This is a genomic window from Sphingomonas citricola (assembly GCF_019429535.1).
GTDB classification, from domain to species: domain Bacteria; phylum Pseudomonadota; class Alphaproteobacteria; order Sphingomonadales; family Sphingomonadaceae; genus Sphingomonas; species Sphingomonas citricola.
This window is the reverse complement of sequence record NZ_JAHXZM010000005.1, coordinates 274,624-297,080: the sequence shown is the minus strand read 5'-3', so window position 1 is coordinate 297,080 and position 22,457 is coordinate 274,624. Positions and strand designations below refer to the sequence as shown.

Annotated in this window: 21 protein-coding genes and 2 pseudogenes; 17 read left to right on the top strand and 6 right to left on the bottom strand. The window is 69.0% G+C overall.

Annotated elements, in window-relative coordinates:
- The 4 genes and pseudogenes from KZ810_RS14205 to KZ810_RS14190 all read right to left on the bottom strand — a co-directional run.
- Positions 1-192 (bottom strand): annotated as a pseudogene (locus KZ810_RS14205) (hypothetical protein); the annotation flags it as partial.
- A gap of 26 nt (positions 193-218) precedes the next feature.
- Positions 219-665: a DMT family transporter gene (locus tag KZ810_RS14200; RefSeq protein WP_219769760.1), complete on the bottom strand. Its 447-nt coding sequence runs from the start codon at positions 663-665 to the stop codon at positions 219-221.
- Between the two features lie 11 nt (positions 666-676).
- The gene (locus KZ810_RS14195) at positions 677-1,930 is read right to left on the bottom strand and encodes an arsenic transporter (protein ID WP_219769759.1); all 1,254 of its coding nucleotides are present in this window, start codon (positions 1,928-1,930) and stop codon (positions 677-679) included.
- Positions 1,924-3,108 (bottom strand): metallophosphoesterase family protein, encoded by a 1,185-nt coding sequence (locus KZ810_RS14190; RefSeq protein WP_219769758.1) that lies wholly within the window; start codon positions 3,106-3,108, stop codon positions 1,924-1,926. The genes KZ810_RS14195 and KZ810_RS14190 overlap by 7 nt, the downstream gene beginning before the upstream one ends.
- Positions 3,109-3,257: 149 nt before the next feature.
- Here KZ810_RS14190 and KZ810_RS14185 point away from each other — a divergent pair, with 149 nt between their 5' ends.
- From KZ810_RS14185 to KZ810_RS14125, 13 genes and pseudogenes are all read left to right on the top strand, one after another.
- Positions 3,258-4,013: a Crp/Fnr family transcriptional regulator gene (locus tag KZ810_RS14185; protein ID WP_219769757.1), complete on the top strand. Its 756-nt coding sequence runs from the start codon at positions 3,258-3,260 to the stop codon at positions 4,011-4,013.
- A gap of 144 nt (positions 4,014-4,157) precedes the next feature.
- Positions 4,158-5,336, top strand: coding sequence for an inositol-3-phosphate synthase (locus tag KZ810_RS14180; protein ID WP_258044917.1), 1,179 nt, complete (start codon positions 4,158-4,160; stop codon positions 5,334-5,336).
- A complete protein-coding gene (locus tag KZ810_RS14175; RefSeq protein WP_219769755.1) occupies positions 5,333-6,265 on the top strand; it encodes an HD domain-containing protein in 933 nt (310 codons plus the stop codon). The genes KZ810_RS14180 and KZ810_RS14175 overlap by 4 nt, the downstream gene beginning before the upstream one ends.
- Positions 6,262-7,404: a class I SAM-dependent methyltransferase gene (locus tag KZ810_RS14170; protein WP_219769754.1), complete on the top strand. Its 1,143-nt coding sequence runs from the start codon at positions 6,262-6,264 to the stop codon at positions 7,402-7,404. The genes KZ810_RS14175 and KZ810_RS14170 overlap by 4 nt, the downstream gene beginning before the upstream one ends.
- Complete coding sequence (locus tag KZ810_RS14165; protein WP_219769753.1) at positions 7,404-8,408, top strand: Gfo/Idh/MocA family protein; 1,005 nt, start codon at positions 7,404-7,406, stop codon at positions 8,406-8,408. Before KZ810_RS14170 ends, KZ810_RS14165 begins: the two co-directional genes overlap by 1 nt.
- Complete coding sequence (locus tag KZ810_RS14160) at positions 8,399-9,214, top strand: MBL fold metallo-hydrolase (protein ID WP_219769752.1); 816 nt, start codon at positions 8,399-8,401, stop codon at positions 9,212-9,214. Before KZ810_RS14165 ends, KZ810_RS14160 begins: the two co-directional genes overlap by 10 nt.
- On the top strand, positions 9,211-10,698 hold the full coding sequence (locus KZ810_RS14155) for a YcaO-like family protein (RefSeq protein WP_219769751.1): 1,488 nt from the start codon (positions 9,211-9,213) through the stop codon (positions 10,696-10,698). Before KZ810_RS14160 ends, KZ810_RS14155 begins: the two co-directional genes overlap by 4 nt.
- Positions 10,695-11,525 (top strand): sugar phosphate isomerase/epimerase family protein, encoded by an 831-nt coding sequence (locus tag KZ810_RS14150; protein WP_258044916.1) that lies wholly within the window; start codon positions 10,695-10,697, stop codon positions 11,523-11,525. The genes KZ810_RS14155 and KZ810_RS14150 overlap by 4 nt, the downstream gene beginning before the upstream one ends.
- Positions 11,522-12,730 (top strand): glycosyltransferase family 4 protein, encoded by a 1,209-nt coding sequence (locus KZ810_RS14145; RefSeq protein WP_219769749.1) that lies wholly within the window; start codon positions 11,522-11,524, stop codon positions 12,728-12,730. Before KZ810_RS14150 ends, KZ810_RS14145 begins: the two co-directional genes overlap by 4 nt.
- A 10-nt stretch (positions 12,731-12,740) precedes the next feature.
- A complete protein-coding gene (locus KZ810_RS14140) occupies positions 12,741-13,436 on the top strand; it encodes a PIG-L deacetylase family protein (protein WP_219769748.1) in 696 nt (231 codons plus the stop codon).
- 134 nt (positions 13,437-13,570) lie between these two features.
- Positions 13,571-14,155, top strand: a complete 585-nt coding sequence (locus tag KZ810_RS14135) for a DUF4136 domain-containing protein (RefSeq protein ID WP_219769747.1) — start codon at positions 13,571-13,573, stop codon at positions 14,153-14,155.
- A gap of 83 nt (positions 14,156-14,238) precedes the next feature.
- Positions 14,239-14,970, top strand: coding sequence for an SDR family oxidoreductase (locus tag KZ810_RS14130; protein WP_219769787.1), 732 nt, complete (start codon positions 14,239-14,241; stop codon positions 14,968-14,970).
- Between the two features lie 122 nt (positions 14,971-15,092).
- Positions 15,093-15,877: pseudogene (locus KZ810_RS14125) on the top strand (IS3 family transposase); the annotation flags it as partial.
- Position 15,878: 1 nt separating this feature from the next.
- On the opposite strand, the gene KZ810_RS17450 reads toward KZ810_RS14125, so the two are convergent.
- Complete coding sequence (locus KZ810_RS17450) at positions 15,879-16,562, bottom strand: DUF6538 domain-containing protein (protein ID WP_373369168.1); 684 nt, start codon at positions 16,560-16,562, stop codon at positions 15,879-15,881.
- Positions 16,563-16,713: 151 nt separating this feature from the next.
- On the bottom strand, positions 16,714-19,710 hold the full coding sequence (locus KZ810_RS14120; RefSeq protein WP_219769746.1) for a RelA/SpoT domain-containing protein: 2,997 nt from the start codon (positions 19,708-19,710) through the stop codon (positions 16,714-16,716).
- A gap of 130 nt (positions 19,711-19,840) precedes the next feature.
- On the opposite strand from KZ810_RS14120, the gene KZ810_RS14115 reads away from it, so the two are divergent.
- Genes KZ810_RS14115 through KZ810_RS14100 form a run of 4 tightly spaced genes read left to right on the top strand, consistent with a single transcriptional unit; the run spans position 19,841 to position 22,376 of the window.
- Positions 19,841-20,179 carry a hypothetical protein gene (locus tag KZ810_RS14115; RefSeq protein WP_219769745.1) on the top strand — a complete coding sequence of 113 codons (339 nt, stop codon included), beginning with the start codon at positions 19,841-19,843 and terminating at the stop codon, positions 20,177-20,179.
- On the top strand, positions 20,176-20,544 hold the full coding sequence (locus KZ810_RS14110) for a helix-turn-helix domain-containing protein (protein WP_219769744.1): 369 nt from the start codon (positions 20,176-20,178) through the stop codon (positions 20,542-20,544). Before KZ810_RS14115 ends, KZ810_RS14110 begins: the two co-directional genes overlap by 4 nt.
- A 3-nt stretch (positions 20,545-20,547) precedes the next feature.
- Positions 20,548-21,558 carry an ImmA/IrrE family metallo-endopeptidase gene (locus KZ810_RS14105; protein ID WP_219769743.1) on the top strand — a complete coding sequence of 337 codons (1,011 nt, stop codon included), beginning with the start codon at positions 20,548-20,550 and terminating at the stop codon, positions 21,556-21,558.
- A complete protein-coding gene (locus KZ810_RS14100) occupies positions 21,555-22,376 on the top strand; it encodes a hypothetical protein (RefSeq protein ID WP_219769742.1) in 822 nt (273 codons plus the stop codon). Before KZ810_RS14105 ends, KZ810_RS14100 begins: the two co-directional genes overlap by 4 nt.
- Positions 22,377-22,457 lie beyond the last annotated feature (81 nt).

The window sequence follows — 22,457 nt, the reverse complement described above, 5'->3', positions numbered from 1 at the left end:
CTCCTTGGGGACGGGGGGCGTTGTCCTGCCGGGCGGGGGCCCGCGCACCGCGACGAGATAGATCGCCAGATACGGCCCCAGCCCGTCGCGCACGTCGGCGAGGAAGAAGTTGAGCGCGTCGAGCGTCCTGCCCGGGCTAGAGCGCTGCGGTGTCGAACCGCCCGCGGTGATCGATGCCGTCGTCGTCGCCATGATCGTGTCCGTTCATTCGAGGGCGTTCAGAATTTCGAGATCAGCGTCACGCCGCCGACCATCAGCGCCGCGCCGAGGAAGCGCATCGGGTTCATCGAATGCTGCTCCATCCGCAGCAGCCCGAAATGATCGATCGCGAGGCTGGCGAGGATGTTGGCGGTGATCGTCACGCCGTTGACCGGGCCCGCGCCCAGTTTCTGGATAAAGGTGAAACCCGCGAACACCGCGACCGCGCCGACGATCCCGCCGAGCGGGGCCCACCACGGCATCGCCGCCAAATCGCCGACGCTCGGCAGCGGACGCGGCATGCACGCGAACAGCGCAGCGGTGACGAACAGCACCAGCATGAACGACACCGAGGTTGCGAGCCACGGGTTGCCGAGCGACTTGTTGAGTTCGCCCCCCATCGCCGCGCCCGCTGCCTGCAACATGCCGGCGACGAAGATGAAGGGAAAGGCCCAGGCAGCGTTCATCGTGATCGTCCTCAACCGAGCAGCAGCCGCGCCCCGAGCGCAGCGAGAAGCGCGAGCGGCATCGCCACCGCGCCGATCTTCAGGAATGCGGTGAAGCTCACGTCCTCGCCCTCACGCCGGATCACCTGGAGCCACAGGATCGTCGCGAGCGAGCCGGTGACCGACAGATTGGGGCCGAGATCGACACCGATCAGCAGCGCGTCGGTGACGATCTGCGGCGGGTGCGCCTGCTGAATCGCGGTCGCGGCAACGAGCCCGGCGGGCAGGTTGTTCATCAGGTTGCTGACAAAGGCGAGGATCGTGCCCGATGCGGCGGCGGCGCGAACCGGGTCGGCGGACGCGGCGCGCAGCCACGCGGCCACCTGCGCGATCACCCCGGTGCGGTCGAGCGCCTCGACCAGCACGAACAATCCCGCGACCAGCGGCAGCACGCCCCACGACACCTGCCGCGCGAGGCGCAGCGGCGACGCCTTGGCGGCGGCGGACACGACGAGCGCGGTCGCGATCCCCGCGATCGCGGTCGGCATACCGAGCTCGCGGTCGAGTGCGGACACGACGAGCAGCAGCGCCGCCGTCACGACGATGCCGAGGATCGCGAGCTTGCCCGGCATCGTCAGCGCGTCGCGCGCGACGTCGCGCGCGCACCCGCCCTCGATCCGCTGCCGCTCGAGCCAGCGCAGCACGACGAACGTCACCGCGATCGAGGCGATCGAGGGAAGCGCGAACGAGCGCAGCCACGCGCCCAGGGGCGGCATCTGCCCGCCGTAGAGAACGAGATTGGCGGGGTTGGAGATCGGTAGCACGAAGCTCGCCGCATTGGCGATCAGCGCGCAGGCGAACAGCAGCGGCAGCGGATCGGCCTTAGCCTTCTTTGCCGCGGCGAAGACCGCGGGGGTCAGCACCACCGCGGTCGCGTCGTTCGACATGAAGGTCGTAACGACCACGCCCGTCGCGTAGACGAGCAGAAACAATTTCGGGCGCGATCCGTGCGCCGCGTTGACCGCGGTGGCGGCGATCCAGTCGAACGCGCCGTGTTCGCGTGCGGTCTCGCTCAGCAGCATCATCCCGGTCAGGAACAGGTAGACGTCGAGCCCCTTTTCGACCGCGCCGCCGGCCTCGCCCAGCGGCATCAGCCCGAGGACGACGAGCAGCGCCGCGCCCGCGACCGCCCAGATCCATTCGGGCCAGCGCAGCGGGCGCGTGATCACCGCCGCGGTCGACGCCGCCGCAATCGCCCAACTCGCGCCCGTCGCGACGCTCACCATTTCTGGCCGTTCCGGTTGGGGCCCAGTTGCGCGCCGTCGATACACGCAGCCGGCCACGCGCCGATGGCGTGGCACGCCTGACCGGGCGCGACCGGCAGCCCGCGCTTCGGGATCGAGTCAGCGCCGCGCACCAGAATGTCGATCGTATCGCGCGACTGGGCACAGGTGACCGTCACCGCGTGCAGCCCCGCCGCCAGCGACAGATCGCCGCGCCACCAGCCGTCGTGGTCCCGCGTCATCGCGCAGCTGTTGCCCGCGTGGTCGAGCGTGACGCACGCGTCGGCGTCGGCGCCGTCGACGCGCGCAACGATCGTGACCCGGCCGGGACGCGGCACCTGCGCGGGGTCGGCGGGGCGCGTGACGAGGCGGCGGTCGCACGGCGCGACGATCTGAACACGCGGCCACGGCGCGTCGAGCCGGCGGAAGCGCCAGCTCGGCACGCCGTCGTACACCGAGACGATCGCGAACCCGACGCGCCCGTCGTCCTCCTCGATCTGTCCGGTCGAACGCGTCGCGCCGTAGACGACGCGGCCGTCGTTAAGCAGTTCGTTGTAATGCGTGTGCCCGGTGTCGACGAAGGCGACTCCCCCGTCTATGAACGCCCGCGCCACCGCGTCGCCGTCGGCGGCGAGGTCGCCGGGATAGGCGTGCATGAAGACGAGCGGGGTCTGCGCCTCCGCCGCCGCGCACGCGAGTTCCTCCGCGATGCGGTTGCGGTCGTGCATCGTCAGGCGGAAATCGGGTCCGCCCGCCCCAGCCGAGACGATATCGAGGAAGATGCAGCGGTGTCCGGCGACGACCACGCACTCGGGGCGGTGCTCGGGCGCGATCGCGGCGTCGTAGGCGGACAGATCGCCGGGTTCGAAATCATGGTCGCCCGGAACGGCGAACCACGGCATCGACAATGGGGCGAGCGCCCGCGTCATCGCATCATACTGGTCCGGGGTGCCGTGATTGGCATTGTCGCCGGGCAGGAAGAGGAAATCGATCGCACCGGCCAGTCGCTGCTCGATCTGGTCGACGATCGCGCACAGGTCGTCGCGGCTGCGCCAGCCGTCCGCATCCTCGAGATGGAGGTCACCGACATGGACCCAGGAAATCGCGCGCGGTGCTCGGTCACCCGGCGGCGGCGTCGGTGGCGTTGTCGGTGTCTGGGCAGGTCGTTCTCGATCGCGCATCACCGTCGCCTCGCGTGCAGGTGGCGGTCAAACTCGGCAATGTTCAGAAATGTCCGCGGCGGGCGGATTAAAGTGGATCAGTCCCGTGCGCTGAACGAGACTCTGCACCGCTTGATGGAAATCGGCCCCGCGTCATACGTTCGGCGACCATGACCGTCAGCCCATTGGAGGCGCGCCTCGCGCATCATCTTGATTTGACCTTTGCCGAGCGCGAGGCGCTGCGCTGGCTCGAACGGCGCGAGAAATCCTATGCCGCGGGCGATGTCGTCGTGCGCGAAGGCGCGCCGGTCGAGTGCCTGTACATCGTCGGCAGCGGGTGGCTGCACAGTTCGGTGACGTTGCGCGACGGCGACCGGCAGATCTTGCGGTTCTACTTCATCGGCGACATCACGACGACGCTGTCGATCGCGTGGCACCACAGCGCCGCGACGCTGCAGGCGGTGAGCGACACGACGCTGTTCGAGATCCCCAAGGAAATGTTCGGCGACCTGTTTCGCCGGCACCCACGGCTGGGTGCGCTGATGTTCGCGATCTCGGCGTCGGAGCAGGTGTCGCTCGGCGACCGGCTGACCTCCGTCAGCAAGAACGACGGGTTCACGCGCATCGCCACGCTGCTGCTCGACGTCAGGTCGCGGCTGCGCGTGGTCGACGATCTGAGGGGAAGCTCGTTCGAGCTGCCGCTGACGCAGAAGGACATCGGCGACGCGGTCGGGTTGACCAAGACGCACGTCAACCGATCGCTGAAGGCGCTGGAGGCAACAGGGCTGGTCGAGCGCGACGGCCGCGTCATCCGCATCACCGACATCGACCGTCTGGCAGAGCTGGTGGACTTCCGCGATCGCCACGGCGCGATCGCGACCGACTGGCTGCCCGCGGTCGGCGCGCCTGCCCCCGTCAATGCGTGAACGGTGACATAGGTCACCCCGCCGCGGTGTCGGCGGTGATGTAGCGCAGCGCGCGGGAACTTTTTCGCACGTGCGTGAGCGCGGCGGCGGAACGCGCCCGCCGCTGCGCCTTTCACCCTTCAAAACAAGGGTGGGGTTTTGGACATGGCAGAACGGTTGGGCGTCGCGATCGTCGGCGTCGGTGGAGCGGTCGCGACGACCGCGATTGCGGGGATCGAGATGATCAAGGCGGGGTCGAACAGCCTCGACGGACTGCCGCTCGCCGATCGCGACGTGAGCGGCATGGTCGCGTACCGCGATCTGGAATTTGGCGGTTGGGATCTGGCGGACGAGACGCTGGGCGCGTGCGCGCTGCGCCACGGCGTGATCGGCGAGAAGGAACTGGCCGACGGCGCCGCGGTGCTCAATCAGATGCGGCCGTGGAAGGCGGCAGGCTCGACCGGTTATTGCGCCAATATCGATGGCACCAACAAGCTCGGCGGCGGTCACCGCGCCGCGATCCGGCAGATCCAGGCCGATCTGGCGCGGTTCAAGGACGAGAAGAAGCTCGACCGCGTCGTCGTCGTCAATCTCGCCTCGACCGAGCGCAAGCCGGGCGACGACAGCGCGCTCCAGTCGCGCGACGCATTCGAGCAGGGACTGGACAGCGACGACGCCGCGATCAGTCCGGCGATGCTCTACGCTTATGCCGCGATCGATTCGGGCACGCCGTACGCGAACTTTACGCCGTCGGTCGCCGCCGACGTCGCGCCGCTCGCCGCGTTCGCTGCCGAGCGCAACGTGCCGGTCGCTGGCAAGGACGGCAAAACGGGTCAGACCTTCATGAAGACGGTGATCGCGCCCGCGCTGCGCGACCGCGCGCTCCACGTCGACGGCTGGTTCTCGACCAACATCCTCGGCAATTCGGATGGCTTGGCACTCGACGATCCGAAATCGCTGCAGTCGAAGCTCGGCACGAAGAAGAGCGTGCTCAACCAGATCCTCGGTTACCCGGTCGAGGATCACATCATCATGATCCATTATTACAAGCCGCGCGGCGACGACAAGGAGGCGTGGGACAACATCGACCTGACCGGCTTCATGGGTCAGAAGATGCAGCTGAAGCTCAATTTCCTGTGCAAGGATTCGATCCTGGCCGCGCCGCTCGCGATCGAGATCGCGCGTTGCCTCGACCTCGCGAAACAGCGCGGGGAGGGCGGCGTGCAGGAGCAGATGGGGCTGTTCTTCAAGCTGCCGCAGACGCGCGGCGACTATGATCCGGCCCACGGCGTGCCTGAGCAACAGTTGATCCTCGACAATTGGCTGGACGGCAAGGGCGCGTGACCGACGCGCCAGTGCTGGAGATGATTGCGGCGGGGGCGCCGGGGCTGACCCCGGCTGCCCTGCCCTTCCTGCGCGAACTGGGTGACCTGAAGCGTGTCCGCTCGGCCGCGGCGCCGGGTTCGATCGCGGAACGGTTGTTCGTCGCCGGATGGGCCGCGCTGGTGCGCGGTGACGATCCCGCCGAGGTTACGATGCGCGTGACCGCGTCGGCGCTCGTCTCCGCACGATTGGGCGACCTTGACCTCACGGCGATGCACGCGCTGGGTATCGGTGAGCAGGCGGTCGCGGTGCTGGAGCGCGCGTTCGACGAGATCGCCGACCAGGTCGCGCCGTCGCTCCACGCACGGTTGCGTGCCGCACTGCCGCTGGGGCGACCTGAGACGGGCGATACCCCCGCGTTCGTTGGCAAGCTCGCACGCCAGCCGCGTGCCGGGGTTACCTGTCCGGGCCAGCCGCGGATCATGCTGCAACCGCCCGAGAACCACGCCGAGCATTGCCTGATGGTCGCGGTCTACGGCGTGCTGGCGAGCGCATGGCACGGTGCCGATCCGGTGCCGGTCTTTCTCGCGGGTATGGCGCATCATTTCCACAACGCCGACATGCCCGACAGCGGTTATTCGGGCGAGATGCTACTGGGCGACGCGCTCGACACGGCGATTGCGCACGCGCGCGCGGCGAGCATGGCGGAACTCGCCCCGGACCTCGCGAACGTCATCGGCGAGGCGCTCGCCCCGATCGGCGGCGACGAGACGCCCGAGGCACGCGCGTTCCACGTCGCCGACGTGCTCGACCGCGTGCTGGAGATCGAGCAGCACACCCGCGCCGCCAAACTGACGATGCAGGTCGTGCTGGGCGACTACGGCTTGGTCCACGACGGGCCGGTGAAAGCGTTCCACGACCGCATCCTGCTCAATGCGGGGTTGATGTGAGCGGTGCTGGCGTGGCGGGGGAGGCGAGCCGCTGGCGCTCGCCGCTGACGGGGCGCGTGCTCGTCCACGACACGCCGCACTCGCTCGCCGCGATCGGCGAGCGCTGGCCGGTGGTCGATGGCATCCCCTATCTGCGCATCGAGAGCGAGGGGCTGGTCGCGGTCGCGCTCGACCATCTCGACGCGGGCTGCCCCGACGACGCGCTGGTCGCGCTGCTGACCGATCAGGACGCGTGGTGGACGGGGCCCGCGACCGACCTGATCGAGCTAAAGCGGCTGGTGCGCGAACGCGACACGCTCAGTTTGCGCGAGGCGATGGCGTTGCTGCGGATGGGGCCGGTCGCCGACTATTTCGCCTATCGCTGGAGCGATCCGACCTATCTCGCAGGGCTCGCGCTGATCGAGGCGCATTGGTCCGCGCCCGCCAGCGCGTTCGAGCTCGCCTGCGGGATCGGGCATTACCTGCGCGAGCTGACTCGGATGGGGGTGGCGTGCCTCGGCGCGGACGTCGTCTTCTCCAAATGCTGGCTGGCGAAACACTGGGTCGCCCCCGACGCCGATTACGTCGTGTTCGACGCCGCCGGCGAATGGCCGGTGGCGGATCAGCGCTTCGACCTCGTTATGTGCCACGACGCTTTTTACTTCCTGCCCGACCAGCCGCGCGTCGCCGAGCGTTTGCGCGACGTGACCGCACCGAGGGGCGTGCTCGCGGTAAGCCACCTGCATAACGCTGGCGTGGCGGGCGGTGCGAAGGGGCCGGCGCGGGTCGGCGCTGCGTGGCGCGACCTGTTTCCGACCGCGCGGGTCCACGACGAGCGCGCCTTACTCTGCGCGCTGATAAAACAGGCCGCGCCGCCGCTGACCGACTGGCGCGACGATCCGGTGATCGAGGCATGGTCGCTGGTCGAGGGCGAAGGCGAACCGCGCGCAGTCGCTGGCGGGGTGGCGATGCCGCCGAAGGGCGCGACGCTGCGCCGCAATCCGCTGCTCGGCGACGACGGTGAGGCCGCTTGGCCATCACCGCGTTACCGCGACGAGTACGCCGCTGGCTGCTTCTGGGCGCTGCCCGATGAGGCGTTGCCGTTCGAGGCCGATGACGCGCGGTTGCGGCGCGTCGTAGACCTGCCGGAGCGGTGGTGATGGCCGACGCGCCGCGCTGGGGGATCGTCGGCTACGGCTGGGTCGCGCGCGATTACATGGCGCCCGGCATCGCCGCGGCGGGCGGGGTGGTGACCGCCGTTGCCGATCCGTCGCCTGCGTCGCGTGCGCGCGCCGAGGCCAACGGGCTCGCGGCATTCGCGAGCGTCGAGGAGATGCTCGCGGCACGAGCGTGCGACCTCGTCTACGTCGCCACCCCGAACGACGCGCATGCCGCGCCCGTTGCCGCCTGCGCCGCCGCGGGCGTCCCGGTACTGTGCGAGAAGCCGATCGCGGCGACCGTCCAGCAGGCAGAGGCGATGGCCGCGTCGCTCGGCGACACGCTGTACGGCACCGCGTTCGACCAGCGTCACCATCCCGCGCACGTGGCGGTGGCGGAAGCGATCGCGGCCGGTGCGATCGGGCGACCCGTCGCGGTGCGGATCGTCTATGCCTGCTGGGTCGATCCGGCCTGGACGCCCGATGGCGGCGAACACGACAATTGGCGCGCCGACCCCGTTCGTGCGGGCGGCGGCGCGGTGATTGACCTCGCGCTCCACGGGCTCGACCTGACCGAGCGGTTGCTCGGTGAGCCGCTCGCCGACCTGTCGATCCAGCTTCAGCGCCGCATCCACGATTACCCGGTCGACGACGGCGGGATGCTGAGCGGGCGCACCGCGTCGGGCGTGCTCTTCCAGAGCCATGTCGCGTACAATTGCGCCGAGGTGCTGCCGCGCCGCCGGCTCGAGGTGCTGGGGGAGCGCGGGCTGCTCGTCGCCACCGACACGATGGGGCAGACCGCGGGCGGCACGCTGGTGCGCCGCTGCGGCAGCACCGGCGAGGAAACGCCGGTCGCGTTCGATACCGCGACCTCGCCCTTCGCCGCGCAGGCCGCCGCGTTCATGCGCGCCGCGCGGGGCGAGCCGCACGACTTTTCGATGCGGCGCGATCTCGAACTGATGCGGTTGTTCGACCGCGCCTATACGGAGGCCCGCCAATGGCTCTGAGCTGGTTCGCGTGCGCCAATTGCGGGTTCTGGCAGAAGCATTTCGCGCCGCCCGACTGCCCCGTGTGCACCGACGTGCGCAACGACCTGCCCGAGGACGGCTGGCACTTCCTGCCCGAGGCGGAGGTCGCGGCCACCCACGACGGCGCGGCGCGCGAGGTGGCGCCGGGGCTGTGGGCGTTCACCACCAGTCCTGCGCTCGGCCTCGCGGGCACCGGCTGGCTGATCGTGCGTGACGGCGGCAACATCGCGTTCGAGGCCGCGCCCTTCTACACCGAGGCGATGCTCGACCGGATGGAGGCGCTCGGCGGCATCGCCTATCTGTCGGCGAGCCATGCGCACGGTTACGGCGCGCTGTTCCAGCTCCAGCGCCGCTTCGATCCCGCGATCGTCGCGATCCAGCGCGACGACTTGAGGATGACCAAGGCGTTCCGCGTCACCGCGCCGTTCGACGACACGCTCGAACTCGCGCCCGGCTACACGCTGCATCACGTCGGCGGGCATTACGAGGGGCAGGCCGCGCTTCACGACGCGCCCGGCCGCCGGCTGTTCTGCGGCGACATGTTCAAGATCGACCAGGATGCCGATGGCCGCTCCCACGCGATCTCCAGCCACAAGGCCTTCCACAAGGATATTCCGCTGACCCATGCCGAGCTTCGTCGCTACCGCGACGTCATCGCCCCGCTCGACTTCGACGCGGTGCTGACCCCGTTCGAATATGCGCCCGAGGTGAACCGCACGGTCGCGCTCGCAGCGCTGGACGACGGCCTGGCGCGTGCACCCGGTGTGCGGCGGATTTCCTTGTGAACAGCGGTCTTCCCACCGGGCTCGGCGACGCCGCGCGCCGCTACCTCGACGCGTTCCCGAAGGGCGACGTGGTGGCCTTTCCGATCCACCCGCTCGATCGGCTCGGGCTGCCCGTCTGGGTCGTGGCCTTGTTCCCTGAGGACGCGGCGCTGTCGGGGATCATGCCCTACGGCGTCGGCTACGGCGCGACTGACGAGGCGGCGGTGCTCGGCGGACTCGGCGAGATCGCGGAGATGGTGTGGCCGACGCTGACGCTCGGGCAACGCGCGAAGACGCGTGGCAGCTACGCCGATCTTGTCCGTTCGCTGGGCGGCCGTGCGGTTGCCGATCCGTTCACGCTCTGCCTGCCCGCAGGCTCGCCGGTGGATCACGATACGGTGCTCGAATGGGTCGAGGCGAAGCGTTGGCGCGACGGCTCGAGCGTGCTCGTGCCGATCGATCTCGCTGCCTATTCGTCGAAGGAGCTGACGCCGGGCTACAAGCCGTTCACGACGATCATCTCGAACGGGATGGGGGCGGGGCCCGACCTCGACTGGGCGATCGGGCATGGGTTGTGCGAGATCCTCCAGCGCGACGGTAACGGGCTGCTGTTCCGCGCGCTCGACCGCGGCGTGATGCTGGAGCTCGACGGCGATCTGCCCGCGTCGACGCGTGCGATCCTCGACCGGTTCGATGCCGCGGGCATCCGCGCGATCCCGAAGTTCGCGACCGATCAGTACGGGCTGCCGAACCTGTACTGCGCCGGGGTCGACGAGCGCGGCGAGCCTGCCGCGCCGATCATGGTGACCGCGTGCGGCGAGGCGTGCCACGCCGACCGCACCGCCGCGCTCGAGAAATGCCTGACCGAATTCGCCGCCAGCCGCGCGCGCAAGGCGTTCGCGCACGGCCCGGCGGACCTCGTCGCGCAGGTCGCGCCCGAGGGCTATGTCGCGCGCTTCATGGCGCAGGCGGGTGGTGCTGCGAAATCGAGCGACCGCCGCGCCTTCGACGCGATGCGCGACTGGACCGGGCGCGGCGCGGGCGAGCTGCGCGGCTGGCTCGCGGACAATGTCCTCGCCGAGCGGTCGTCGCACCGGTTCTCCGATCTGCCGACGCAGCCTGCGCCCGACGGCCACGCACGCGCCGCGACCGCGCGTGCGGCGGTCGAGGCGGCGGGGTTCGACGTGCTCTACGTCGACATGTCCCCCGCCGACCGCTCGGTCACGGTGGTCAAAGTGATCGTGCCGGGAATGGAGGTCGAGACGATGAGCTATTATCGCATCGGCACGCGCAACACCGAGAAACTGCTGGCGATGGGCTCGCCGTTGATTCAGTTCGGCGAGGAAGGCGCAGCGTTGCAGCGCATCCGGCTGCCCGAGGCCGATGCCGAGCGGCTGGGCCATCCGCTGTTCGATACCGAGGCGGCGGACCGGTTGGTCGGTCCGCTCTATCCGCTCTACCGCGAGCCCGAGGCGCATCACGTTGCGTGGACGGGTCAGGCATGACGCTGCGCTACGCCTACAACACCAACGGCGCGGCCAATCACCGACTGGATGACGCGCTGCGGTTGATCGCCGATGCGGGCTACGCGGGCGTTGCGCTGACGCTCGATCACCATCACCTCGACCCGTTCGCCCACGCGTGGGAGCAGGAATGCGACCGAGTCGCGCGGCTGCTCGGCGATCTCGGCCTCGGCAGCGTGATCGAGACGGGCGCGCGCTACCTGCTCGATCCGCGGCAGAAGCACGAGCCGACGCTCGTCACGCCCAACGCCGAGGGTCGCGCGCACCGCGTCGCTTTTCTCAACCGCGCGCTCGATGTGGCGAGCCGGCTCGGCAGCGAGACGGTGTCGTTCTGGGCCGGCGTGCCGAAGGCAGGCGTCGACCATGCGCAGGCGCGCGCTTGGCTGAGCGAGGGGCTCGAACAGGTGCTCGACCATGCCGAGGCGGTCGGCGTCGACGCGAGTTTCGAGCCCGAACCCGGCATGCTGATCGAGACGGTCGCCGATTACGACGTACTCGCTGCGCGCCACCCGCGGCTGCGGCTCGCGCTCGACACCGGGCATTGTCTGGTGACGCAGGACATCGAGCCCGCCGACGCGATCCGCCGCTACGCGAGCCGGCTCGGCACCGTGGCGATCGAGGACATGCGCCGGGGCGACCATACTCATCTGCCGTTCGGGCAGGGTGACATGGACATGCCCGCGGTGCTGAACGCGCTGGACGCGATCGGCTTCACCCGCCTCGTCTGTGTCGAATTGTCGCGCGAGAGCCCGCGCGCACACGCGGCGATACCCGAATCGATCGACTATCTGCGGGCGCTCGCGCGGTGAGGGTGTGTTTCGTCTCGCGCCGCTTCTTTCCGGCGATCTCGGGCATGTCGATCTACGCGATCAACCTGCTGCGGCAATTGGTCGCGGCCGGGCACGACGTGACGATGGTGAGCCAATATTACGGCGACCCCGAGCGCGCGCGCGTCTACGGCGGTGGCCCGCCTCCGGCAGTCGAGGGCGTCCGCGTCATCGGACTGGAAGCGCTGGGCGAGCAGGCGGGCGGCAATTTCGAGCGCGACGTCGACGCGATGATCGAGACGATCGCGGCCGAGCACGCGCGCGCGCCGTTCGACGTGCTCCACGCGCAATATGGCTATCCGACCGGCTGGGCGACCCTGCTCGCGGCCGAGCGACTGGGGGTGCCGTGCGTCGTCTCGATCCAGGGCGGCGACGGGCATTGGGTCGGATCGTGCTGCGAGACGCACCGTGTCGCGATGGAGCGCGTGCTAATTTATGCCGGCGCGCTGCTGATCGGTGGGAAGAGCTTCGCGCAGGAGGTGCACGACCGGCTCGGCACGCCGATGGAGCGGTTCACGATCGTGCCCGGCGCGGTCGATACCGAGCGTTTCACGCCGGGCATGCGGCGCGACGACGGCGTCGTGCGCTTCTTCTACCATGGCCGCGTCGATCGTCGCAAAGGCGTGCTCGACCTCCTCCGCGCACTGCCGGGTGTCACGGGCGCGTGGCGCTGCACGATCTCGGGGATCGGCCCCGACGTCGAGGCGGCGCACGCGCTCGCCGCCGAACTTAACCTGAGCGACCGCGTGACGTTTACCGGCTACGCCGAGTACGACAGCGTGCCCGAGCGCTACCGCGACCACGACGTGTTCGTCTCGCCGACCTATGCCGAGGGTTTCTCGAACACGATCCTGGAAGCGATGGCGAGCGGGCAGGCGGTGCTGTCGTGCCGCGCGGTGGGGGTGACCGACTGTATCCGCAACGGCGAGAACGGGTTGCTGGTCGAACCGGGCGACGTGCCCGCGCTCACCGCCGCTCTGTCGCGGCTCGTCGGCGACCGTGCGCTGCGAACGCGCCTCGCCGACGCAGGGCTGGCCGAATGTCGGCGCGTGTATAGCTGGCACGCGGTCGGCCGACAGATCGCAGGGATCTACGAGCAGCTTCGCGGGACCGAGCCCGCGACCGGCATCGACCCGCACATCCGGGTCGCGCCTTGCCGGTTCCGCGCCGAACCACACCTTCTGTGACGAACGCTGCATGACACATGTCGTCGCGATCTCGCCGCATCTGGACGATGCAGCCTTCTCGGTCGGCGGGCTGCTCGCCGCGCGTGCGCGCGCAGGGGATCGCGTCACGGTCGTCACCTGCTTCACGGGCAATGTCGCGCACCCGACCGGGTTCGCGCTCGCCTGTCAGCTAGACAAGGGACTGGACGCGCACGTCGACTATATGGCGCTGCGCCGCGCCGAGGATCGGGCGGCGTGCGCGGTGATCGGCGCGGAGGCAGTGCACCTGCCGCTGCTCGAGGCGCCGCACCGCTGCTACGCCAGCGCACCCGAGCTGTTCGCCGAGCGACGCGACGACGACGGAATGCTCGCGCCGCTGACCGCCGCTCTCGCAGAGCAGATCGACCTGCTCGCCCCCGACCTGCTGCTCGGGCCGCTCGCGGTCGGCGATCACGTCGACCATTGGCTGGTGCGCGACGCGCTCGCCGCGATCGGCGCGCCGGTGCTGTTGTGGGAGGATTGGCCCTATCTGACGCGCGCGGCCGAGCGCCCGCGCGAACCGGTGCACGAGCGCCACGTGCTGACCGACGATGACCGCGCGGCGCGCACGGCGATGTGTGCGGCCTACACGACCCAGCTCGGGTTCCAATTCGGCTCGGTCGAGCGGATGCGCGCCGCGATCGCGCGAATCGACGAGGAATGGCTCTACGTGCCCGGCGGCGGGTGAGCGGGTGCCCGCGCGCCGCGCCCCGCGTTTGGTATTATGTGCATCGATTTCGATTCGTATCGGAACCCGCCGGCCGCTGGACCTTTGATCCTTCCCGGCCGCCCTTCCGCCGCCGCTTGCGAAAAGAGCGAATGATGATGCTCGTGCCTGCCGCTGCGGCGTTTCTTCTCGCGCTGGTTCAGGGCGCACCCGCGGCGCAGGCGCCGGTCACGCGGCCCGTCACCGGCCCGGTCGCGGCACCCGCGATCCCGACCGCCGGCACGGTGACGATCGGCGCCATCACGGGCGAAGCGCTGACCGAGCCGGCGCGGGTCGTGTTCCGCGACGCGGTCGAGCGCGCGCTCGCCGCGCGCGGTTTCACGCTGCTGGGCGATCCCGGGCACGGCCGCTACATCGCCGACGTGACGGTCGACCGGCAGGCGCGCGGCGCGGTTTCCGCTGGGCGTGCGCGCGGTGGCCCGCCCGCGGTCAGCCTGAACGGCGGGGTCAGCATCGGGCTTCCCGCGGGCGGCAATCGCCTCAACGATCTCGTCGTGACCGAATTGACGATCACGTTGTCGGAGCGGCGTGTCGCGCGCGTCGTCTGGTCGGGAAGCGCGGTCACCGCGCGTGTGTCCGGTACGCCGCAGGGCGGCGCGGCACTAGTCGGGCAGACGCTCGCCGACGCGGCCATGGCGCAGTTCCCGGCGCGCACCGCGGGCCCGATCTCGGTTCCCTGAACGCGGCACCCGATATCGCTTCGGATTGGCGACACACATCGGTATCCCCGCGAGATCGGACGCGAAGGGGGACGGCGATGACGATGTTGGACGGCCGGATCGCGCTCGTCTCGGGCGCGAGCGGGGGCATCGGCGCTGCGATCGCGGCGGAACTCGCGCGTGCGGGTGCGCACGTGCTGATCCAGGGGCGCGACGCTGCGCGACTGCGCGACCTGCACCATGCCATCGCGGCGGCAGGGGGTGCGTCGACGATCTGCCGGGTCGATCTGAGCGACGAGGACACGGTGGCGGGACTGCTCGCCATGCATCCGCGGATCGACATTCTGGTCAACAATGCCGGCACGCGCGATCGCCGCGCCGCGCACGAACTCGACCGCGCGGCGGTGCGACAGCTGCTCGAGGTCAACCTCGTCGCCGCGTTCGATCTGGCGCGGCGGATCGGTGCGCGGATGCGGCCGGGCGGGCGCATCGTCAACATATCCTCGATCGCGGGGCAGATCGCGCGCGGGGGTGACGCGGCCTACACGATGAGCAAGGGCGGGCTCGACGCGATGACCCGCGCGCTCGCCGCCGAGTTCGGGTCAGGCGGCGTCACCGTCAACGCGGTCGCCCCCGGCTTCATCGCGACCGAGGCGAACGCGGCGATGCTGGATGATCCCGCCGTCACCGAGCATCTGTCGCGCCGCACGTCGCTTGGCCGTTGGGGCCGGGCCGACGAAGTCGCCGCCGCCGTGCTGTTCCTGGCGGGGCCCGCGGCGTCATACGTGACGGGGCAGGTGCTGGCGGTGGACGGCGGGTATCTGGCGCATTTTTGATGGGTGGGGGTGGGGACTGGTTCCTGCGCGTGCGGGTGCTTTTTGACACCCTCCCTGTTTTCTCATCCAAGTTAAGTGAGATTGTTCCGGCCGTTTGACGCCCGCGGGCAAGAAGCAGGGACATGAAGAAGTTGAGCTTCACCGAGGAGCAAATTGCGTTCGCGCTGAAGCAGGCGGAGACCGGCATGGCGGTGGCGAAGGTGATCCATCGCAGGGCGATCTCGGAGCAGACGTTCTGCCCCTAAAAGAAGGTGTATGGTGGGCTGGGCGTTGGCGAGCTGCGGCGCCCGAAGCTGCTTGAGGAGGAAAACCGCAAGCTAAAGCAGCTGGTCGCGGACGCGAGCCTGGACAAGCATATTCTGCAGGGCGTCCTGGCAAAAAGCCCTGACGCCTGGACGACCTCGCGAGCGTGCCACGCACTTTCAGGCGTCCCACGGTGTCAGCGAGCGACGCAGTTGCTCGGCGCTGGGCGTTGACCGTTCGTCGGTACGGTACGTGTCGCATCGCCCGGACCAGGCGCCGTTGATGCTGCGCATCCGTGATCTGGCGGTGACACGGACGCGGTACGGCTATTTCAGGATGTACATCCTGCTGCGCAGGGAAGGATGGTTCGTGAACCGCAGGCGGGTCCACCGGCTCTACCGGGATGATGGACTGAGCCTTCGGCTCAAGAAGCCGCGCCGCAACGTCAGTGCTGCCAGCCGCGACCAGCAACCTGCGGGTCTGGCGGCCAACGCGATGTGGTCAACGGACTTCGACTCGGACGCTCTGTTCGGCAGCCGGCCATTGCGGGCACTGATCGTGGTCGATGCGTTCGCGCGCGAGGCGCTAGCGATCGACGTCGACCAGGGCATCAAGGATGCAGGTGGTCGAGGTGATGCCGCGGATCTCGTCGATCCGCGGTGCGCTCAGGACCATGCTGTTCGGCTGATCGTCGGATCGGTGAGATAACGCTCGCAAACCTCAGCGAACGTCAAGCTGCACGACGGAGGTGAAGTTCGGTATACCGGGCTGGACGTTATCGATGATTTCGCAACGACGATCCATTCCTGGTCCGCAGCCACGCCACCTACTTGCCGAAGAATCTCAAACTGCCTCTCGATTTCGTAAGCAGTCGGCCTGACCGATCGTCTGGCCGTAGCGAGAGAGGTTGTCTTCAGCGATCGATTTTTCCGGGGCTTGCCGAAGCTGGCGATCAGGTCAGCCGGAACCCGCGTTCGATATTGACAGACCGCGCCTCGACGCCACAAGCCGCACGGCAATCCGTTGAACGACACCTCTGGGCTACAGCTTGCCTCACCACTTTTTTCGCAACCAGAGTGACTTAGCCCAGGATCGAGAAAGGTCTTGGGCGACACTCGTGGGTTACAGTCAGGGCGAGACTGTGGCCTAAGCGATTGGTCTTCCGATAACTTTTGAGGAGTGGTGCCCCACAAAGTCCGAAGATGGGCACTCAAATCGTTGGGAAATTTCCGTTCGGCTCGTTTGAATTGGCACTCACGAAGTCGGGCCAGGCTGATAACAGCCTTTCTGGTGGAGAGCCGCCGGTCCGCTGTGGGGCGCGCAGACAATGTAAGCGGACGCTTGTTCATAAAGCTCGCGACGGCAGCTACGCGCCTCAATTCCGGCCATTCCTAGCGGTCGGCGCTAGCACGAAAAGCTGTCATACGCCCCATCCTTGGACAGTATGGCCCATGGCGGCATTTGACTTCGCTTGTCTGAATTGCGTCAGCGATTTGCTCGCTAGGAAGCGCTGAACTCGATGTCGCGCAGAGCGACGGTCCGGTCGGCCCGGCGCCGCTCCATCGCCAGCTGGTTGTCCGCCGACCTGATGAAGCGCGCGGCGAAGTCGCGCACGGCCTGGTTCTCGTCGCCATCCCACTCGGCGACGAGCGCCTTACGCGCCTCCTGCGCCTCGACGGAGCCGTATTCGCCGACGAGCACGCCGCTCGACTCGATGACGATGTCGACGGTGTTCAGCAGCTCGTCGTCCGCAGGCAGGAACCCGACGATCGCGCGCAACAGCGGATGCAGGAACTTCTCGCCCTCGTAGGCCCTCAGCACCGAGAGCACGAAGTCGATGCCCTCGCGTCCCTGTTCGAGCTGGGCGTAGAGCAGCGGATAGAGCGGATGTTCCAGGTTGGGGAAGAGCTCGGCGATGAGCCGGCCGCCGTGGAACTGCGAGAACGCTGGATTGGCGTCGAACCACGCCCGCGCCGCCGCCACGATCTCGCCCGGGGCGGCGGCGAGCGGCGCGCGCAGGTAGTGGAGGCCGTGCGGCAGGTCTTCGTAGCGGATGTCCCCGTCCTCGCTGTCGTGCTGGAAGCGCCGGCCGATCAGGTCGATGACGGCCTGGACGTGCTCTGCCGCGATGACGGCGAGCATCGCCTCGCCGTCGCTCCCGAGCCGCGGCATGTCGGTCATCAGCGCGAGCAGCGGTTCGACCTGCTCGGCGGAGAGTCCCTTGAGCAGCGCGACCTGGTCCCAGTTGAACATGCCGCCGGTCCAGCTGAACACGCCGCGCGACGCCAGCGACCGGACGGCCGGCAGGTAGATCTCGTCGAACAGGCCCTGCGGATGCTTCGCCGACTGCCGGGCGGCGGCGATGGCGGCGTTGTGCAGGATCGCGTCGTCCGCCGCGGCCAGGCCCTTGCCGGTGATGGTCGCCAGCAGGTCTAATCGGAACGCCTCCGCGAACTGCAGGTAGTAGGCGATCGAGGACAGGTGCCGGTCCTCGCCGATCCAGCCCTCGAGCAGGCGGTCTATGTCCGGGCCGCGCCCGGCTTCCCAGAGTCCGTGGAGCATGCCGGGCAGCCATGCCGCGAGGCGGTCGCTGAGGCGGGGCAACCACGACAGCAGGATGTCGGGCTGCGTCGTCGCGAGCCGCTTGATGAAATCCTGGAGTCCAATGAACGTCGCCCCATCGCTGCTGCGCGTCTCGACGAAGCGCTCGAGCCGCGCGAGCCACTCGTCCGACGTGTCGGCCGTGACTTCCGCGATCAGCGCTTCGATGCCGGCGGATTGCTCTTCCTTGCTCGCCTCGTAGTCGAAGCCCGGCTTCGCCCACATGCTCGCGGTCACGCTGTCGTAGCCGACGAGCAGCCGGTAGCGGGCCAGTTCGGGATCGGCGTCGAGCGCGGCGCGGACGGCGGCGAACGCCTCAAGCAGCCGCCCCTGCGCCGCCGCCAGCGCGGCGTTGCCGGCCATGGCGGGCGGCAGCGCGTGGTAGGCGTAGTATCGCTGATGAACGGCGACCTCGAGATGCCGCCTCGCCTCGAGCCCGAGGCCGGGGATCACCCCAGCGAAGAACCCCATCACACGTGCGAGGTCGTCCATGATGACTTCGCCGAGCTGATCGGTGTAGCCTGCGTTGTTCGGCGTGCTGCCCGCGGCGAGCATGGCGTGCCGCACGTTCCCCTTCGCCCCGTCGTCGGCGAGGAGCGCGTGCAGGCGCTCGAGCTGTCCCAGCGCGTCGTGGCGGATCTGCTTCAGCTCGTCGGTGACGACGACCGATCCGTTGTGGAGTAGCGTAGCGTCGGCCTTCCAGCTGGTGCCGGTCACCGTGCTCGAAAGGGTCTCCTTCAGCATGATCGTGGCGGTCGCGGCGGCGTCGAGCAGCGAGGTATCCTCCATCCCCGCGAACCTGTCGACGATCAGTCGCTGGATTCCTGGCCCGACCTTCTTCCAGGCATGGAGGTCATACTGGGCGAACCGCCTGGCGAGATCGTCGATCGGCTTGCGCTCATCGTCCGTGACGGCGGCGCGGCGCATGGCGATCACGGCGTCGAACATCCGCTCTGGCGCCGCGTAGAGCAGGTAACCGCTTTCCAGGATCCGGCAGATCTTGACGATGACCGCGTGGGACCTGGTGCCGGGATACTCGCGGTTGAAGTACCTGAGCGGCACCTCGGGCATCCCGGGCGCGCGCATCGCCGCGTCGGACATCGCGTCGATGATGTCGGGCGCGGCGGCGACGTAGTCGTCGAAGTGGGGCAGCACGAAGTTCGAGTAGCGCTCGACCGTCTCCTCGAGGCTGTTGCGGTCGTCGCAGCCGCGGATCGCCGCGAGGGCGTCGCCGTCGAACATCTCCTTGCCGTCGCGCAGGTGGGCGTAGTCGCTGGCGATCTTGTCGAAGGCGTAGCCCGCCGGCTGGAGGTGTTCCTGCATCACCTTGCGCAGCCGCTTGCGCATCGCCTCGATCTTTGCGGCGCCGAACCCGACGTCGGTCATCGGCTTGTATATGGTGTCGTGCGCCATCTCGGCCCAGGCGTGGTCGAGGATCGTCTGGATCTGGATCTCGCAGCGCAGGCCGGTGAACCGGCGGTATTCGGGGAGCGCGCAGCGCGCCTCGCTGAGCGTCACCACCCAGTTCTCCGAAATGAAGAACTCGGCGCCCTCCTCCTTGCTCTCGGGATAGTGCATCTTGGAGCGATCGTAATCGACGTCGAAGTTGTCGCGCAGGATGCCGCTGTTCCGGAACCGCTCGACGTCGCCGTTGGTGTAGAGGATCACGCGGCAGCCCGCGACGTCCTTGGCGACGTCGCCGATCGGCGTGTCGGCCTTCGCCCCGGCCTTGGCGAGCTTCGCCTCGAGCGACGCCGGCTCCTTCGCGCGGCACTGGATGTTCTGCAGGCGAAGGTCGCGTTGCTCGGCGATCGCGGCATCGATGATGTCCGCCACCGCCTCGGCGAAGTCGGCGTAGAGCGCCATCCCGCCCGTCTGATATTCGTCGAAGGTCATTCCGCGCTCCCGGCTCGCATCCAGATCGGCCCGTCCGGGGCATATTCCAAGACGATCCGCGGAGCCATCTATAATGTCGGATAATCCGACATTATAGAGGTTCGATGTAGGCTAATCACGCGAGGCTTTTATGGCGACGATCGCACCACCGGCACCGGCCCAGCAGGGCTTCCCCGTCAACGACGTGACCAAGGCGCTCGTCGACGAGCTGCTGCTGATCGCGAAGGACGAGGCGCAGGTCAGGGGCATCGCCCTGCCGGCCGACCGTCCCGGCATGATGGCGGCCGCGGTCCCGATGGACTCGCTGTCGGTCGTCGCTACGCTCGTCGCCGTCGAGAAGCACCTCGGCTTCGAGCTGAAGGAGAGCATCGTCCGGACCGGCGGCTACGATTCGGTCCAGGCGGCGATCGATCACCTGGTTCCCCGCATCCAGGTCGCGTGGAGCATGCACCAGGTGAAGAAGCCGTGACCGGCATCCCGACGCGCGAGGACGACGAGAACGCCCGCCGGCGCCTGGGCGAGCGGCTGCGCGAGGCTCGCAAGTATCTGGGCCTGAAGCAGGAGGAGGTCGCGGCCTACCTCAAGATCGGGCGGACGGCGTTGACCGACATCGAGAGCGGGCAGCGTCGCGTTGAGGCGATCGAGCTGACCCGTCTGGCGCAGCTCTACCGGCAGTCGGTCGGTTACTTGACCGGTGAGGACGAGGCGTCGGCCGGGCTGCCGATCGACGTCGCCCACCTCGCGCGCCGCGTCGCCGACCTGTCCGTCGAGGACCGCGAGGAGCTCGGCCGGTTCGCGGAATACCTGCGGTCCCGCTCGGGCGGTGGGGCCTGATCGGTGGCTGGCGACTACGATTACGCGGTTCGGGCCGGCACGCTGGCCGCAGCCCGCGCCCATGCCGACCTCGGCATCAGGGAGCGGGTCGAGCGCCAAGGCGGCGGTGTCGACGTGTTCGGCGCGATCAGCGGGCTGGACCTGCCGCTGATGCTGCGGCCGCTCAAGGGACTGCTGGGCGCCTATCTGAACGATCCGGTGCCCGGGATCATCGTCACGACCGAGCGGCAGATGAGCATCCAGCGGTTCACCGCGGCGCATGAACTGGGCCATCTGCGGATGCAGCACCAGCCGAGCCTCGACGACGAGGGCATCCTGCGCCGGATGCCGACCTCGCCCGAGCCTACTGGGCTTTTCCAGGAGACGGAGGCCGACGCCTTCGCCGTCGCCTTCATGATGCCGAAGTGGCTGATCCTCGGCCACGCCGCCCGCCAGGGCTGGCTGGTGGACGACCTGCGCCGGCCCGAAATCGCCTACCAGATGTCGCTGCGCCTCGGCGCCAGCTACGAGGCGACATGCAGGACGCTGGCGCGCTACCGGCTGATCGACACGCCCGCGATTAACGTGCTGCTGGCGAGCAAGCCGCGCGCGCAGAAGGTCGCGCTCCTCGCCGACCACATACCCGGCGACTACCGCGGCGACGTCTGGCTGCTGACCGAGTGGGACGCGGGCACGCGCATCGACGGTAGCCATAACGACATCTTCGTCATGCAGCTCACCGAGCATAGCGGCGGCGGCTACGTGTGGGACTTCGACCAGCTGGCGGCCAGCGGCTTCGCCGTGGTCGCCGACGATCGCCATTCCGTCGATCCGGACGGCGTCGGCGGCCCCGTGATCCGCCGCGTGACCGCGGCCGTCGACGCCGCCGACCGCGGGCGCCTCTCGATGGACGAGCGTCGTCCATGGCAGCCGATCCCCCCGGCCGCGACCTTCATCCTGGACTACGACATGACCGGCCCCGAGCCGACCGGGATGTCGCGCGCGGACCGCCGGCGACGGCTGGAGGCCGCATGACGGTCACGGTCGAGGTCGACGTCGATCTGCGGGGAGAGTTCGGGCCGATCCGCGACCAAGGTCGCCGGCCGACGTGCCTCGCGTTCGCCGCGAGCGATTCGCACGCGGGCGTGCGGGCGGGATGGGAGCCGCTGTCCTGCGAGTTCGCCTTCTATCAAGCCCAGCGCCGCGCCGGTCGTTCGCCGGCCCAAGGCGCCGAGCTCGGCGCGATGCTCGAGGCGCTGTGGGTGGATGGCCAGCCCGTCGAGGCGGGATGGCGCTACCTAGACGCAATGCCGCCCGACCCTGCAGCCTGGGTGCCGCCGGCCTCGGTCGGCGAGCGCTTCGCCCGCGACGGCGTCGCCGGCGATGGCGATCTCGGCGGTGTCCGCTCGAGGCTCGCGGCCGGTTGCCCGGTAGTCGTCCTGACGATGCTGTCGCGCTCGTTCTTCATGCCGGTGGATGGTGTGGTCGACGCCGCGCCGGGCGAGCTTCCCGAACCCAGCCAGCGTCACGCGCTCGTCGCGGTCGGGTCGCCCCGCGGCGGCCACTGCATGAGCTTCGCCAGCCTGAAGCTGACGGGGCCGCGAGGGGACCGCCGGCTGTCCATGACGGTGATGTATCGCAACCACTTCTACGTCGAGAAGCTGCTCGGCAACCTGATCGGCCTGGGCCGGCTGCTCGAATTCATCGCGCGCGAGGGCAAGGTCGCGATGGGTTCGCTCACGATCGTATCGACCCATGCGGAGATCGACATGGACAACTGGAACCGCGACGAGCTCAAGGCGATGCTCGCCGCGTGCGATCAGGCGAGCGCGCAGCTCGCCGCGGCCGCGTAGCCGTCGAGGAGCGGCACAGGGCACGCAGCGCCGCATCGATGCGGCCCTTCAGTTGGTCAGCCGCCTGGGCGACCTTTCCGC

Excerpts from the sequence above, each read along its gene's own strand:
- KZ810_RS14200 (WP_219769760.1), bottom strand. The coding sequence starts at position 665 with ATGAACGCTGCCTGGGCCTTTCCCTTCATCTTCGTCGCCGGCATGTTG.
- KZ810_RS14195 (WP_219769759.1), bottom strand. The coding sequence starts at position 1,930 with ATGGTGAGCGTCGCGACGGGCGCGAGTTGGGCGATTGCGGCGGCGTCG.
- KZ810_RS14190 (WP_219769758.1), bottom strand. The coding sequence starts at position 3,108 with ATGCGCGATCGAGAACGACCTGCCCAGACACCGACAACGCCACCGACG.
- KZ810_RS14185 (WP_219769757.1), top strand. The coding sequence starts at position 3,258 with ATGACCGTCAGCCCATTGGAGGCGCGCCTCGCGCATCATCTTGATTTG.
- KZ810_RS14180 (WP_258044917.1), top strand. The coding sequence starts at position 4,158 with ATGGCAGAACGGTTGGGCGTCGCGATCGTCGGCGTCGGTGGAGCGGTC.
- KZ810_RS14165 (WP_219769753.1), top strand. The coding sequence starts at position 7,404 with ATGGCCGACGCGCCGCGCTGGGGGATCGTCGGCTACGGCTGGGTCGCG.
- KZ810_RS14160 (WP_219769752.1), top strand. The coding sequence starts at position 8,399 with ATGGCTCTGAGCTGGTTCGCGTGCGCCAATTGCGGGTTCTGGCAGAAG.
- KZ810_RS14150 (WP_258044916.1), top strand. The coding sequence starts at position 10,695 with ATGACGCTGCGCTACGCCTACAACACCAACGGCGCGGCCAATCACCGA.
- KZ810_RS14140 (WP_219769748.1), top strand. The coding sequence starts at position 12,741 with ATGACACATGTCGTCGCGATCTCGCCGCATCTGGACGATGCAGCCTTC.
- KZ810_RS14135 (WP_219769747.1), top strand. The coding sequence starts at position 13,571 with ATGATGCTCGTGCCTGCCGCTGCGGCGTTTCTTCTCGCGCTGGTTCAG.
- KZ810_RS14130 (WP_219769787.1), top strand. The coding sequence starts at position 14,239 with ATGTTGGACGGCCGGATCGCGCTCGTCTCGGGCGCGAGCGGGGGCATC.
- KZ810_RS17450 (WP_373369168.1), bottom strand. The coding sequence starts at position 16,562 with ATGAACAAGCGTCCGCTTACATTGTCTGCGCGCCCCACAGCGGACCGG.
- KZ810_RS14120 (WP_219769746.1), bottom strand. The coding sequence starts at position 19,710 with ATGACCTTCGACGAATATCAGACGGGCGGGATGGCGCTCTACGCCGAC.
- KZ810_RS14115 (WP_219769745.1), top strand. The coding sequence starts at position 19,841 with ATGGCGACGATCGCACCACCGGCACCGGCCCAGCAGGGCTTCCCCGTC.
- KZ810_RS14100 (WP_219769742.1), top strand. The coding sequence starts at position 21,555 with ATGACGGTCACGGTCGAGGTCGACGTCGATCTGCGGGGAGAGTTCGGG.